We start from the raw sequence: 14,059 nt of genomic DNA, 5'->3' as shown, positions 1-14,059 counted from the left end.
GATCAATTAGCGTTTGCCCATTGAACGGCGAGTACCACGTGGTGGCATCCAAGTACGGTCAGCATAACGCTGCGGTCTTGGTCTTAAATCTTCCAGAACTTCTTCTGCAGCATTTTGCTCTGCTTGCTTGATCGGGAAAGGTAAATTAACCAAGGGCTTTTTTTTGGGAGGAGTTTGGGTGCTCATGTGATTCACTCAATAATATATGTAGCTATTGTACAAAAAAACTCAGTCGACTGGGTAGCAGGATCTTGGATAAATTCATATGCTCTTGTTTTGGAAAAATAAAAAATCATCCCATGATGATAAATGCTTGAATCAATGCAGCCTAAAATTTACCTAAACTCTCCTCTCTATCTTCCATGATAAAAATTCATAGGATTGAAATTTTAACGCTCTCAAGAGCAAATTTCCTTCATTTTTATACTTAAGCTATTAAGGTAAAAGTAATTATTTTTACACACTATACATTTCTTAAAACTCAAGAGATACAAACAAAAAATATACAGCAGTTACCAATATTAACCATCGATTAACTTTTGACCTGTTGTTCTATAACTGAATTTTTTAATGTAATTCACATAATTAGTTAACTAGAAAAACGAATAAACAAACTGGACATGGAGTTCCAAATCAATGAAAACATTGCTGGCATGTATGGCAGGCCTAGCCACTTTACCTATGGTCGCGCATGCAGATTCCCCTTATTTTAGCTTGCAAGATGGAGATGGCTTTAAGCGCTTTTCGGTATCAGTCGGTGCATTGCATGTGATGCCGCAAGGCAAGGCCCAACCATTTAAAGTGAATACTGCTGTCAAAGAAGGTGAAACATCACAAGTAGGTGATATCTCAATTGACTCTGTGAAAAATAATCTTGATCCAGACATGGACCCAAACCTTTCCTCTGTTTTTGTTAATATTCTCGATCGACTTGGTACAGAAACACTGCCCGCAACGCTCAGTGGACGAGCTGAAATTTATGGACTGGAAAGCTGGAATAATCCTGGTACTGGCCTGGAAGCAGATGATGTCACCACCTTAGGCATTATGACCAATTACTATTTTACCGATAATATTTCTTTTGAAATGAAAGCCGGCATTCCCCCCAAAGTAGACTTGCAAGGCAGTGGTAAAATTTATGCCCCTTTTTCTGCGCTTGCTACCCCAAGTTTAGGTTCGATCGATTTACCCGGCATTGAGTTAAAAAATGATATTCTCATTACTGATCTGGAAGCTTATGGGCCGGCCGCCTCTGCCCGCGCCTGGACACCTGCCTTTGAATTCCAGTATCACTTTGGTAAAACCGGAGTGAATAAATTCCGGCCTTATGTCGGCTTAGGTGTGATGTATGCCTATTTCAATGAACTGGAAATTAACTCACGTACTGAGCAGGACCTGATTGCTGCAGGACATATGATTGCCAATATCAAGGAAGGAAAAGCAGGTGCTTCTCTGGATGGCACGCCAAGTTCAGCCAACCCGAAAGTTGATCTGGAAGCATCCGATGCTTTCGCGCCTGTGGCCACGGTCGGCTTTAGCTATGACTTTAATGACACCTGGTTTGCAGTCGGTTCAGTATCTTATGCACATCTAAAAAATGACACGACAATTACGGTGACAGATGCAAATTTAGGTGAACTGATTCGCTCTAAAGCCGATATTGAAGTCAATCCGATTCTGGCCTATGCCGGGATCGGTATGCGTTTCTAAGCTCAATATCCGATTTTTAATTAAAACGGCTTCGGCCGTTTTTTTAGGCTTAATATATTGATAAAAAAATTTATCTTTTGATCAATATTTATTTAATAGCCTCTATTGCTTGAATCGAATACTATACATATCAACTTTATAGGCATGAATGACGTATGGCTGACAGTCAATTTTCCAAAGCTCTTATTTTTATGCTGATTGGCTCCGCCATAATTTTGGCACTGTCACTGGGTGTACGTCATGCCTTTGGTCTGTATCTGGTACCGATGAGCGAAGAGTTTGGCTGGGGTCATAATGTTTTTAGTCTGGCCATTGCCATGCAAAACCTGATCTGGGGTGCAGTTCAACCGATTACCGGGGCATTTGCTGATAAATATGGCAGCAAGATTGTGGTAGCTGTAGGCGGAGCCTTATATGCAATTGGTCTACTCTTGATGGCAGTTAGCTCGACCGGATTATTGCTTAATCTAAGTGTGGGTCTGATTCTGGGTCTCGCCCTGTCTGCCACCTCATTTCCGGTCTTATTGTCTGCGGTCGGGCGTGCCGCCCCACCAGAAAAGCGCAGTTTGGCAATGGGAATTGCCAGTGCGGCCGGGTCTTTTGGTCAGTTTATCATGCTGCCTTCAACCCTGCTGCTATTACAGAATGTTGGCTGGTCAGCGGCGCTGGTGGTCAGTGCCATTTTAATTGCACTGATTGTGCCATTGGCCTGGATGCTGAAAGCACCGATGTATGTTCATCCCAACGCGGCCGCTACCCCCAATAAAGTCTCACTCAATTTTAAACAGATTCTGGTGGTAGTGAAAAATCATAAACCGTTCTGGTTTCTAGCCATGGGCTTTTTTGTTTGTGGTTTTCAGGTCGTTTTTATTGGCATCCACCTGCCGGGCTATCTGATTGATCATGGCTTTAATGCCACAACCGGTACGATTTTCTTAGCCTTAGTGGGTCTGTTTAATGTGCTAGGCACCTATACCGCCGGCTGGCTCGGTGGAAAATATTCCAAACCGCATCTGCTAATGGGATTATATGCCTTGCGTGGAATTGCGATTATTGCCTTTCTCATGCTGCCTCTCAGCACATGGACAGTCTATAGCTTTGGTGTCATTATGGGACTACTCTGGTTATCGACCGTTCCGCTGACCAATGGTATTGTGGCGAATATGTTCGGGGTGAAATATCTGACCATGCTCAGTGGCATTGTGTTCTTTACCCATCAGGTTGGCTCGTTTTTCGGTGGCTGGCTCGGTGGAGTCAACCATGATTTGAGCGGCAATTATAATGCGGTGTGGATGCTATCAATTGTCCTCAGCATTTTGGGGGTACTGGTGCATTTCTGGGTCAATGAGGAGCAAATCGTCCATGACTGATTCTCTGCTGAAACTCAAACTTTCGATTGCTGTGGCAATCCTGCTTTTACTGGCTTTGTCGATTGGACTGTGGTTTCAGACCCCTGAGCTGTTTGAGTATTTTAATCAGGCTTTCTGCGCACACTAAACTGCTGAAATATCCTCAGCAGAAAATGCGCAATCCATCGCAGAATAAGTTAAATGTTTTAAAATCAATTGAATAATAAAAATATAATATTATTCATAAACTTATCATTTCTTTTGGTTTTATTTCAGTCCGGAATTTTCTTAGATTTTGATCAACAAGAAAATTCTGAGACTTGATAATGACCAGCTTAACCCAACTTTCACAAGCGATTCATGATGCTCCACGCTGGCATCAGCAAGATCAATTTCAACATCCGGCTGAAATCAAGATTGTACCGCAAACCGGTCAGGCCTTAGGCGCAGTGGTCTATGGCTTGGATGCCCGTAAAGCCCAATCATCCAAAACCATTTTAAAGTTAAAACAGGCGCTGGCCGAGCATCTGATTTTGATCTTTAAGCAGCAAAGTCTGGATGATTTACAGTATCTGGCGTTTTCAACTTATTTCGGTTCCATTTTCCGTCCCGGTGCAGATACACCGGTACTGGCTGCGCAGTCCGATAGCGGTGTTCCACCCGATGTCGTGCCGGTTTCCAATGCTGTTGGTCAGGGAGATTACACCGGGCATGGTGAACTGACTCCACATGCCGATCATCAATGGACGCCCCTACCTTCTTTTGGTTCCCTTCTGTATGCCATTGAACTGCCTCAGGACGGCGGACAGACCAGCTGGATCAATACCATTAAAGCTTATGATGCACTCGATGAAGCAACCAAGGTAGAGATCGATCAGCTGCAACTGATTACTTATAACCCTTTTGTGCGCCATCAAAAAACTAAAGATCAGGCTGTTGATCAAGGTTACGGTAATAGTCCGCTGTATCGCTTTAAAGATCAGCCCATATTAAGTCATGCCTATCCGCACCCACTGGTGCGGACCCATCCTGAATCTGGCCGTAAAGCGCTTTGGTTAAACACGCATACCGAGGTCGAGCTGGTCAATTATGATGATCAGGCTGGCAGTCAACTGATCGAAAAATTACGTGAGCATATTTCAAAACCTGAGTTCGCTTATGAACATCATTGGGAAGTGGGCGATATCGTGTTCTGGGACAATCAGGTGACTTTGCACTCACGCCGTCCATTCCCGGCGGATCAGCGCCGTTTATTGAAACGCATCAGTCTGGCCGGTAGCCGCCCATTTTAAAAACCAGAAAATCCGAATAATAAGAAAGGACATTACAACCTTCGATAATAATGACTCATATTTAAATCCTGTACCATTGAGACTTTGACCGCCTCAATGGTTTTTTATTTTTTCAAACAATCAACATCCTTGGTTCTGAATATAAATATGGAAGTAAATCCTTTAACAAAACAAAGTGCCTGTTTACTTTTCCTCACCTAATCTGCCTAGTGTATTTTCCTTTTTCTGCTTAGCGTATTAGAAAATCAGCAATAAACCTATGGAAAGAGGAAACGACAATGAATCAGCTTCAATTTTCAGATTGTGTTCAAACCTGTATGAACTGTTCCCTGGCATGCGCTAACTGTGCCAGTGCCTGTCTTAAAGAAGAAGATTTAGACATGATGCGGGAATGTATCCAGCGCTGTCTGGATTGTGCAGATATCTGTCAGCTGTGTGCCCGTATGGAACAAAAGCAGTCTCCATTCATGCATGAGATATGTGAACTTTGCGCCAAAGCATGTGACTACTGTGCAGAAGAATGTGGCAAGCACCAACATGAACATTGTCAGCAATGTGCCGAAGCATGCCGCCGCTGTGTTGAAGAATGCCGAAAAATGGCTGCTTAAAAATTCAATTTGATCAACTCGACTGACTTAATCAATTCCAATAAAAAAACCGCAAGTGAAGACTTGCGGTTTTTCTGTCTAAGTCAAATATCTCACTTAGAATAAACGGTTCATACCATTCAGTGTCGCTACACGATACGCTTCCGCCATAGTCGGATAGTTAAACGTGGTTTCTACAAAGTACTTGATCGTATTATTCGGGCTGTTCATGACCGCCTGACCAATATGGATAATTTCAGAGGCATTGTTACCGAAGCAATGTACACCCAAAACTTCTAGCGTTTCGCGATGGAACAGAATCTTTAATTCGCCCATAGTATCACCGGTAATCTGTGCACGTGCCAAATGACGGAATGATGCCTGACCGACTTCATACGGAATCTTTTCTTCAGTCAGCTGCTGTTCAGTCTTACCAATCGAAGAAATCTCAGGAATGGTATAAATCCCGGTTGGAATATCAGTCACCGGTGCAACGTCTTTCTCGCCGCTCATGTTGGCACCCGCGCAACGACCTTGGTCATAGGCAGCAGAGGCTAGCGAAGGCCAGCCGATCACATCACCGGCAGCATAGATATTTTCAACTTCAGTCTGATATTGATCATTCACAGTCAATTGACCACGGCTGTTCGGTTTCAGGCCAACATTTTCAAGACCTAGACCATCGGTATTGCCTGAACGGCCATTACACCACAAAATTGCATCAGCTTTGATTTTCTTGCCGCTTTGCGTGTGCATCACCACATGGTCATCAAATGTTTCTAAAAAGTCGATCTGTTCATTATGACGAATCAATACACCCTGTTCACGCAAGTGATAAGACAGTGCATCAGAGATTTCATCATCCAGATAGCTTAAAAGTTTGTGCTGGGTGTTGATCAGGTCAACTTTATGTCCCAGACCAATAAAGATCGAGGCATATTCACAACCGATTACACCTGCGCCATAAATAATGATTTTCTGGATGGAATAGTCCAGATCCAGAATTTTGTCTGAATCAAATACACGCGGATGATTAAAATCAAGAATGTCTGGACGATATGGACGCGAGCCGCTGGCAATGACCAGTTGCTTAAACATCAGCGTTTCTTTAATGCCATCTGGGTTAAATACAAAAATGGTATTTTGATCCTGAATGTAAGCACGACCATGATAAATATCAATTTTATTGCGGTCGTAGAAACGTGAATGTGTATCTACTTGTTGTTGAATAACTTTATGTGCGTGACGCAACACTTGCTTCATGGTGAACTGCTTCCAGTCCCCAACTTTTTGAAACAGTGGATCACGTTGATAACGGATAATACTGGATACTGTTTGACGCAATGCTTTACTTGGAATCGTACCGACATGGGTACAGTTACCACCCAGCTGTTCACGCATCTCAACGATTGCAACACGCTTACCAGATTTGGCAAGTTTCATTGCCGCGCCTTCGCCCGCAGGGCCCGAACCTAGAACTACCGCATCATATTTAACGAAAGTCCCACTAACGACCTCTTTTTTACGTGGCATTCAACGCTCCTCAAAATTAAAAAATTCACTTTAATCTACACTCTTATTATGACGTAAATCCTGTTGATTTGGTGTATTTAACTCACATATATTGCTTGATAAGAACATTTTTTAAATGAATACCCCTTTTTGCCCTATTTAGAACGAAGTCCGTTATAATAACTGCGCTATCTTTGAGTATCTCCCCCTTCAAAAACAGTGGAAAAGTTGAATATGTCTGAAAACCGTAAACCTGAACAGGGCGTCAAACTTCGCGGTGCGGAAAAAGTTGCCCGCATTCCTGTAAAAGTTGTTCCTACGGTTGAAACGCCACGTAAGCCGGACTGGATCCGGGTGAAAATGGCGGCACCTGAAGAAGTTCAACGTATTAAAACCACACTACGTCAGCAAAAATTACATACGGTGTGCGAAGAAGCCGCCTGTCCAAACCTGCCTGAATGTTTTGGTGGCGGTACTGCGACTTTCATGATTATGGGCGATATCTGTACCCGTCGTTGTCCGTTCTGTGATGTGGCTCATGGCCGTCCAAATGCACTCGATGCAGATGAACCGCGTCATATGGCAGAAACTATTGCCAATCTGGGTTTGAAATATGCAGTGATCACTTCGGTAGACCGTGATGATTTACTGGATGGCGGTGCACAGCATTTTGTGGATTGCATTAAAGAAGCACGCGCCTTAAGTCCGAATACCTTACTGGAAATTCTGGTACCGGACTTCCGTGGCCGTATGGATATCGCGCTGCGTATCATGACTGAATGCCCGCCAGATGTGTTTAACCACAATATTGAAACCGTGCCGCGTTTATATAAAGCCATGCGTCCAGGTTCTGACTATCAGCACTCTTTAAATCTGCTGAAAATGTTTAAAGAATACTGCCCGGACGTACCAACCAAATGTGGTCTCATGGTCGGTATTGGTGAAACTGAAGAAGAAGTGCTTGCCCTGCTTGATGATCTGCATGCGCATGGCGTAGATTATGTGACGATTGGTCAGTATTTGCAGCCTTCAAAAGAACATGCAGCGATTGACCGCTTCGTAACACCAGAAGAATTCGAGCGTTATACTGAACATGGCCAAAAACTGGGCTTCCGCAATATCTGGGCTGCACCAATGGTTCGTTCAAGCTACTTTGCCGACCGTCAATACTATGGCGAACCTGTACCAGCAGTGCGTCGTAAGGTTGACCCTGCCAAGAAAATTGCAGTTCAGGCCATTGAAGCTTAATCGGTTTAAATAGATGAAATAAAAGCCCTCTCAAGTAGAGGGCTTTTTAATATCTATAATTAAAATTTTACTCAGTGTTAAGCTGATTTTTCTCTATTAGACAAAGATTAAGTCATTACTTATCTTCACATTTCTTTGCGCGTTCTCACTTGAAGACTGAGCATTTTTCAAACAATCTCAGAAATAGATGAAAGATTTTAAAATATCGTTGCAAGACTTGAAAACGATCATTCTCACACGTGCAATGCTGAACCTGTTCGATCCTCAAGCGACAAAAAAATGAATGAACTGTGACAAAAATTCTATGAGATCCTGGCACAGGCAGCGTTGTATAAATCTGGAGAACTATAACAATGCTATTTATATTTGCTGTACTACTGCTATTACTCAGTTTATGGGCTGTTTTCTATTTTCAGCTCTCGCGTAGTGTGGGTGCAGTCGCGCTGATAGTGATGTCAGTGGTGTGTGCCTTTATTAGCCCATGGTCACTTATTCTCGGCATTCCGCTGATCCTGATTAGCCTTGTGGTGATGATCGACCCTTTACGTATGTCGTTTATTTCCAAACCGGCCTATAAAGCACTGGCCAATGCTATGCCGAGCATTAGTCCGACAGAACGCGAAGCATTGGATTCCGGGACCAGTTGGTGGGAAAAAGAGCTGTTTATGGGTGCACCGAATTGGGAAACCTTTAATAGTTATCCCTATCCCAAATTATCGCTAGAAGAACAGGCTTTTCTGGACAATGAAGTTGAGACCTTATGCAGCATGCTGGATGAATGGGAAATTCATGAGCAAAAAGCACTGCCTGATCATGTCTGGCAATATATCAAGGAGCATGGTTTCTTAGGCCTGATTATTCCCAAAGAATACGGCGGTCGTGCCTTTAGCTCCTTTGCCCAAAGTCGGGTGATGAGCAAGATTGCTTCGCGTTCTCTGACCACAGCCGTGAGTTGTATGGTGCCGAATTCGCTCGGACCGGGTGAGCTGTTGCTGCATTACGGTACCGAAGAACAGAAAGACCGTTATCTGCCGGGTCTGGCGCGCGGTGAAGAAATTCCCTGTTTCGGTTTGACCAGTCCAGAAGCAGGTTCAGATGCTGGTGCGATTCCTGATACGGGTGTGGTTTGCTATGGCCAGTTTGAAGGTCAGGAAGTACTGGGCTTGAGAATGAATTTTTCTAAACGTTGGATTACCTTGGCACCGATTGCGACAGTGGTGGGTCTGGCCTTTAAGATGTATGACCCTGATCATCTTCTGAGTGAGCAAACTGAATATGGGATTACCTGTGCCCTACTTCCTGCCAGTCACGAAGGCGTAATAGTGGGACCACGGCATAATCCTGGCCCGCCATTCATGAATGGAACAGTGGAAGGTAAAGATGTCTTTATTCCATTGGACTGGATTATTGGTGGCGTCAAAAATGCCGGTAAAGGATGGCGCATGCTGATGGAATGTCTGGCAGTTGGTCGTGGCATTTCCCTACCAGCGCTGTCTACGTCTACAGCAGAAATGACTTATTTAAATGTGGGGGCTTTCTCTCGTATTCGTCAGCAATTCAAAATTTCAGTCGGTAAGTTTGAGGGGGTACAGGAAGCCAATAGTGAAATCGCCAGTGACACCTATATGCTGGAAGCCTTCCGTTATCTGGTCACCTGTGGTCTGAATCAGGGCGGTAAACCTGCAGTAATGACGGCGATTGCCAAATATTACGCGACAGAAGGCATGCGTAAAGTGGTCAATCACGGTATGGATGTGGTCGGTGGCCGCGCCATTCAAATGGGCCCGCGTAACTTTCTGGCGCCTTACTATCAGGCAATTCCAGTCTCCATTACCGTCGAAGGCGCCAATATTCTCAGTCGTTCCTTGATGATTTTTGGACAGGGTTCAATGCGCTGCCATCCTTATCTATATGAAGAATTACAGCTCTTACAGGCAGAAGACTCGGCAGCGGCTCTAAATCCTTTTGATAACTTGCTGTTTAAGCATTTGGGTTACACCTTTAACCGGACTGCTCGCTCCTTTGCCTATGCCTTTACAGGTGGCTCAAGTGCTGCGCCGCAAAGTGCGGTTGATTTCACTCAGCCTTATTATAAGATCATTAATCGGCTGAGTGCCAACTTTGCTTTAACTGCGGATATGTGCCTAGGTTTACTCGCAGGGGATATCAAACGTAAGGAAATGCTTTCGGGTCGTCTGGCCGATATTCATGCACATCTGTTTATTGCTTCCTCAATTCTCAAATATTTTGAGCATAGCAAAAAGACTGAAGATGAGCGTTTACATGCACAGCTTGCGGTAGAAAAGTCTCTGTATACAGCGCAGGAAGCCTTTTATGACCTGTTTGCGAACTTCCCGGTGGGTATTGCTGCTGGCATGGTTAAGCTCATCTGTTTCCCATTTGGCCGACCTGTCGCGAAGCCATCTGACCGACTTAAACAGGAAGTCGCAAATGTCATGATGGAAGATAACGCTTTCCGGAAAGTACTGAAAAAGCATGTTTTCTATAGCACAGCGGAAGATGATGTGAATGGTCGTATGGAATCAACCTTCACCATGTTATTGGAAATTGAGCAGCTTTGGGATCGCTTTAAGAAAGCCGAAAACAAAGGTCAATTTAAAGGACTTAGTTTTGCTGATCATGTGGCTGATGCGCATGAACAAGGCTTTATTAATGAAGAAGAAGCGAATAAGTTGCTGCACTATAATGCACGTCGCTATGATAGCATGTTGACTGATGTCTTCGATCTGCATTTACAGGAAGTATTGGAACTTGAAAATCCTCATATTTCGAAAGCAGATGCAACAGGTACTGATACTTCAGTTCAAAGTGCACCTTCACATTCAACCAGTCCTTAGATAGATCTCTTATCTAAATCGGATCTTGCTTTCCAAAGTAAGGTTATTTCCTGATTTCACTTTGGAATATCACAAGTGGCTATTCAGCCACTTTTTTACGACTATTGCACGATGGTATTTAAGATATTAAACGTTAAGCTAGACCCATAATAAAATTGAGGGTCAATGATGTCACAACAAGATTATGAAAATGGCTTGAAAGTCCGTACTGAAGTGATGGGTGAAAGCTTTGTAAAACGTGCTCAGGACAATACGGTTCCTTTTACTCAGCCTTTGCAGGACTGGATTAATGAACATGCCTGGGGCTCAACCTGGCAACGTGAAGGGATTTTACCACGTAAATACCGTTCTTTAATTACCATTGCTTTTCTTACCGCGCAAAAAAGCCCAACTGAATTGAAAGGCCATGTTCGTGGCGCTTTGAATAATGGTGCAACAGTTGAAGAAATTCAGGAAGTGCTACTGCATAGTCTGCCTTACTGCGGTGCCCCTGCTACTCAGGAAGCCTTCCGTGCAGCGCTTGAAGTGATTCAGGAATATCAGGCAAATCAGCAGAATTAAGATTTACTTAGGCTATTGAGCTGCTTAATGAATAAATAAAGCCGGGAATTAAAATTCCCGGCTTTTTAAATTTTAAAATGATATATCTATAGCTATAACTTCTTTAACACTGTCTTTAATATTGTTTGAAAAGATTATCCTCTTAATTCAATTTGAGTACGTTGCTCCAAGCCTTGCACCGCAGCGGAGAAATCCAGCTGGCTGGCCTGTGGGTTGGAAATCTGCTGAAACTCCTGCTGAACCAAAGACATCACCGTTAAATCCAGTTGCTGTTGCTGCACCAGTTCCAAGGCAATACCAATATCTTTCTGCAATAAATCCAGCGCAAAGGTCTTGTGAAACTCACGGCTCAGTACACGCTGTGCCATGATATTTTCCGACATGCTGCTTTTACCACTGGAATGATTAATACAGTTTAGTGCACTGCTTAAATCAACGCCCTGCCCTTTCAGCACAGTCAGCCCTTCAGCCAATGCCCATAAGTGAGTCGCCATTAAGGTATTATTCACGGCTTTCACCGCAAAACCAGAACCGCTTTCTCCCACATATTCAATCAAACCTGCAAAGGCATCAATGATCGGCTTGACTTGTTCAAAGGCTTGTTCATTGCCTCCGACCATCACAGTTAAAGTGCCTTTTTCTGCGCCAACGGTTTGGCCAGAAACCGGTGCATCCAGATAAAAACTGCTTTGTTGCTCCAAGAGCTTCGCCAGTTTCTGTGCTGATTCCGGTACACCACTGGTACAGTCAATCCAGATTGCACCTTGTTTGGGTGGATGAGCTGCAATTAATGCTTCTACATACTGACTGGTCGGTAAACAGGAAAAGATAAAATCTGCCTGAACCGCCTGCTCAATACCAACTGCCTGCGTTACAAAAGTTTCGGCATGCGCTACAGCTTTCTGTTCAGTACGGTTCCAGACCCACACCTGATGTCCGAGTTTTGGCAAATGGGAGGCCATATGCCAGCCCATTGCCCCGAGTCCTAAAAATGCAATTGTATGACTCAAAAAATGCTCCTCATTTTAAACGACTGGCTTAGCCTCAACTTCGGTTACAGTTTCAGCTGGTTCAGATGCTGGTAATTCTTTATCTTCACCACGGTTCAGGAATAGATTCAATAGAATTGCGGCTAAGGTTGCGGTACCAATACCACCCAGATCAAAACCACCGATCTGCAAGCTATAGTTCCCTGTACCCATGATCAGACACACGGCACCAATAATCAGCGTACTGTTCTTGGTGAAATCAACACGGTTATCTACCCAAATTTTCGCACCAGCCACCGTAATCAGACCAAATACGACAATCGATGCACCACCCAATAAAGCCACTGGAATGGTACTGATCACTGCGCCAAATTTAGGCGAAAGTCCGAGTAAAATTGCGAAGATACCAGCAAAGACAAATACAGTGGTTGCATAAACTCTGGTGACTGCCATTACACCGATATTTTCGGCATAAGTGGTCATGCCTGTACCACCGACAGAAGCTGACAATGAAGTACACACCCCATCAGCAAAGAAACCGCGTCCCATATACGGTGACAGGTTTTTACCGGTCATCGCAGAGACTGCCTTAAAGTGTCCCAGATTTTCTGCAACCAAGATAATTGCCACTGGTGCAATCATTAGCATGGCATTTATTTCAAAGACCGGACTCTGGAAATTTGGCAAACCAAACCATGCTGCTTCACTGACCTTGGTAAAATCAATCGCAGGTCCGAAGCCCATCACATTGGTGAAAAGGAAATAAATCAGATAGGAAGACAATAAGCCCAATAACAGCAACAGACGGCGTACCATTCCTCGGGTAAACACAGCAATCACACTGATACAGATAATGGTGATTAATGCCATCCAGGAATCAAACTGGTTCGCTGAAACACTCTTAATTGCGACTGGCGCCAGGTTCAAACCAATGATCATCACAATCACGCCTGTCACTACTGGCGGCATCAGTTTTTCAATCCAGTTGGTACCGGTTTTCATGACCAGCAGACCAATCAAGGCATAGACAATACCGCAAGCAATGGTACCGCCAAGCGCCAGCCCGATATTGGGATTCGCCCCTGCTCCGGAGTAGCCTGTGACCGCCACCACGGCGCCAATAAAGGCAAAACTAGACCCCAGATAACTTGGCAATCGACCGCCAGTGATCAGGAAAAATAAAATGGTCCCAATCCCAGTAATGAAAATCGTGAGATTGGGATCAAACCCCATTAAAAGTGGCGCCAGCACGGTTGCCCCAAACATCGCAAACACATGCTGTAACCCGAGAATAATACTTTTCCCAGCAGGCAGATATTCATCTGTTTGCACGGGTGTGGTATCGAGATTGCCTTGGTAAGGCTTAAATTTTGGAAACCACGTTTCTTTTTCTTGCATCGGCTTCCCCTCCTTGATTAGGACTGAATTGATTTAGCACATTTTGTGTGGCTCACAGTAAGAACGGTTAAAGTACATCAGCGCATTGCCTTGACTCTGGCACATGGCTTTCACCTCACAGAACAGCACGTCATGACTGCCTACGGATAAACATTGGACCACCTCGCAGTCAAAACTGACTAAGGCATCTTCAAGTACAGGCGACTGGGTCACCAAAGTTTTCCAGTTCCCCTGACTGAAACGCTCTGCCATTGGTGTTTTTCCACCAAACAGATTGGAAAGATTTTGTTGATGTGATGCCAGGGTATTCACACACAACACCTGATTCTTTTTAAAGGTTTCATAGACTGACGCAGAACGGTTCAGGCACACCAGTAACGTTGGTGGTGTATCCGTCACGCTACATACGGCCGAAGCGGTAAATCCAGCCATTCCTGCATCGCCTTGCGTGGTAATGACATTCACTGCAGCACCTAGATTAGACATGCCTTGACGGAAAATCTGCTGATCAACTTGGGTAAAGATGTCATCTGATGCGTTAGTCGCCAAAACCTT

At 44.2% G+C, this 14,059-nt stretch carries 13 protein-coding genes; 8 read left to right on the top strand and 5 right to left on the bottom strand.

The window, feature by feature from the left end:
• Positions 1 to 6: 6 nt before the first annotated feature.
• Positions 7 to 186 carry a hypothetical protein gene (locus FTV08_RS03430; RefSeq protein ID WP_004646507.1) on the bottom strand — a complete coding sequence of 60 codons (180 nt, stop codon included), beginning with the start codon at positions 184 to 186 and terminating at the stop codon, positions 7 to 9.
• A gap of 450 nt (positions 187 to 636) precedes the next feature.
• Between FTV08_RS03430 and FTV08_RS03425 the strand changes: the two genes are divergently transcribed.
• From FTV08_RS03425 to FTV08_RS03410, 5 genes are all read left to right on the top strand, one after another.
• The gene (locus tag FTV08_RS03425; RefSeq protein WP_148334393.1) at positions 637 to 1,710 is read left to right on the top strand and encodes an OmpW family protein; all 1,074 of its coding nucleotides are present in this window, start codon (positions 637 to 639) and stop codon (positions 1,708 to 1,710) included.
• A 155-nt stretch (positions 1,711 to 1,865) separates the two neighbouring features.
• Positions 1,866 to 3,080 carry an MFS transporter gene (locus tag FTV08_RS03420; protein WP_086043987.1) on the top strand — a complete coding sequence of 405 codons (1,215 nt, stop codon included), beginning with the start codon at positions 1,866 to 1,868 and terminating at the stop codon, positions 3,078 to 3,080.
• Positions 3,073 to 3,207, top strand: a complete 135-nt coding sequence (locus FTV08_RS16180) for a hypothetical protein (RefSeq protein WP_005107399.1) — start codon at positions 3,073 to 3,075, stop codon at positions 3,205 to 3,207. Before FTV08_RS03420 ends, FTV08_RS16180 begins: the two co-directional genes overlap by 8 nt.
• A gap of 178 nt (positions 3,208 to 3,385) precedes the next feature.
• The gene (locus tag FTV08_RS03415) at positions 3,386 to 4,351 is read left to right on the top strand and encodes a TauD/TfdA family dioxygenase (RefSeq protein WP_086043988.1); all 966 of its coding nucleotides are present in this window, start codon (positions 3,386 to 3,388) and stop codon (positions 4,349 to 4,351) included.
• A gap of 278 nt (positions 4,352 to 4,629) precedes the next feature.
• Entirely contained in the window at positions 4,630 to 4,959 is a 330-nt protein-coding gene (locus FTV08_RS03410) for a four-helix bundle copper-binding protein (protein ID WP_071851891.1), read from the top strand.
• A 96-nt stretch (positions 4,960 to 5,055) separates the two neighbouring features.
• Here the strand turns inward: FTV08_RS03410 and sthA are convergent, their stop codons facing one another.
• Positions 5,056 to 6,471 carry a Si-specific NAD(P)(+) transhydrogenase gene (sthA, locus tag FTV08_RS03405; protein WP_004646501.1) on the bottom strand — a complete coding sequence of 472 codons (1,416 nt, stop codon included), beginning with the start codon at positions 6,469 to 6,471 and terminating at the stop codon, positions 5,056 to 5,058.
• A 213-nt stretch (positions 6,472 to 6,684) separates the two neighbouring features.
• Between sthA and lipA the strand changes: the two genes are divergently transcribed.
• The 3 genes from lipA to FTV08_RS03390 all read left to right on the top strand — a co-directional run bounded on the left by lipA (position 6,685) and on the right by FTV08_RS03390 (position 11,117).
• Positions 6,685 to 7,698, top strand: coding sequence for a lipoyl synthase (gene lipA / locus FTV08_RS03400; RefSeq protein ID WP_005246834.1), 1,014 nt, complete (start codon positions 6,685 to 6,687; stop codon positions 7,696 to 7,698).
• Between the two features lie 353 nt (positions 7,699 to 8,051).
• Positions 8,052 to 10,556, top strand: a complete 2,505-nt coding sequence (locus tag FTV08_RS03395) for an acyl-CoA dehydrogenase (protein ID WP_180086677.1) — start codon at positions 8,052 to 8,054, stop codon at positions 10,554 to 10,556.
• Between the two features lie 168 nt (positions 10,557 to 10,724).
• On the top strand, positions 10,725 to 11,117 hold the full coding sequence (locus FTV08_RS03390) for a carboxymuconolactone decarboxylase family protein (RefSeq protein ID WP_071851887.1): 393 nt from the start codon (positions 10,725 to 10,727) through the stop codon (positions 11,115 to 11,117).
• A 134-nt stretch (positions 11,118 to 11,251) separates the two neighbouring features.
• Here the strand turns inward: FTV08_RS03390 and FTV08_RS03385 are convergent, their stop codons facing one another.
• From FTV08_RS03385 to rutF, 3 genes are read right to left on the bottom strand one after another with little or no spacing between them, the layout of a single operon-like run.
• Positions 11,252 to 12,127: an NAD(P)-dependent oxidoreductase gene (locus FTV08_RS03385; protein WP_071851885.1), complete on the bottom strand. Its 876-nt coding sequence runs from the start codon at positions 12,125 to 12,127 to the stop codon at positions 11,252 to 11,254.
• Positions 12,128 to 12,142: 15 nt separating this feature from the next.
• Positions 12,143 to 13,504, bottom strand: a complete 1,362-nt coding sequence (gene rutG, locus FTV08_RS03380) for a pyrimidine utilization transport protein G (RefSeq protein WP_180086676.1) — start codon at positions 13,502 to 13,504, stop codon at positions 12,143 to 12,145.
• Between the two features lie 33 nt (positions 13,505 to 13,537).
• Positions 13,538 to 14,053 carry an NADH-dependent FMN reductase RutF gene (rutF, locus tag FTV08_RS03375; protein WP_004279661.1) on the bottom strand — a complete coding sequence of 172 codons (516 nt, stop codon included), beginning with the start codon at positions 14,051 to 14,053 and terminating at the stop codon, positions 13,538 to 13,540.
• Positions 14,054 to 14,059 lie beyond the last annotated feature (6 nt).

Source organism: Acinetobacter sp. YH12226, from assembly GCF_013417805.1.
GTDB lineage: Bacteria > Pseudomonadota > Gammaproteobacteria > Pseudomonadales > Moraxellaceae > Acinetobacter.
This window is presented reverse-complemented; position numbering and strand designations above follow the sequence as displayed.

Bases quoted from the DNA above. Each gene is read 5' to 3' on its own strand.
- FTV08_RS03430 (WP_004646507.1), bottom strand. From the start codon at position 186: ATGAGCACCCAAACTCCTCCCAAAAAAAAGCCCTTGGTTAATTTACCT.
- FTV08_RS03425 (WP_148334393.1), top strand. From the start codon at position 637: ATGAAAACATTGCTGGCATGTATGGCAGGCCTAGCCACTTTACCTATG.
- FTV08_RS03420 (WP_086043987.1), top strand. From the start codon at position 1,866: ATGGCTGACAGTCAATTTTCCAAAGCTCTTATTTTTATGCTGATTGGC.
- FTV08_RS16180 (WP_005107399.1), top strand. From the start codon at position 3,073: ATGACTGATTCTCTGCTGAAACTCAAACTTTCGATTGCTGTGGCAATC.
- FTV08_RS03415 (WP_086043988.1), top strand. From the start codon at position 3,386: ATGACCAGCTTAACCCAACTTTCACAAGCGATTCATGATGCTCCACGC.
- FTV08_RS03410 (WP_071851891.1), top strand. From the start codon at position 4,630: ATGAATCAGCTTCAATTTTCAGATTGTGTTCAAACCTGTATGAACTGT.
- sthA (WP_004646501.1), bottom strand. From the start codon at position 6,471: ATGCCACGTAAAAAAGAGGTCGTTAGTGGGACTTTCGTTAAATATGAT.
- lipA (WP_005246834.1), top strand. From the start codon at position 6,685: ATGTCTGAAAACCGTAAACCTGAACAGGGCGTCAAACTTCGCGGTGCG.
- FTV08_RS03395 (WP_180086677.1), top strand. From the start codon at position 8,052: ATGCTATTTATATTTGCTGTACTACTGCTATTACTCAGTTTATGGGCT.
- FTV08_RS03390 (WP_071851887.1), top strand. From the start codon at position 10,725: ATGTCACAACAAGATTATGAAAATGGCTTGAAAGTCCGTACTGAAGTG.
- rutG (WP_180086676.1), bottom strand. From the start codon at position 13,504: ATGCAAGAAAAAGAAACGTGGTTTCCAAAATTTAAGCCTTACCAAGGC.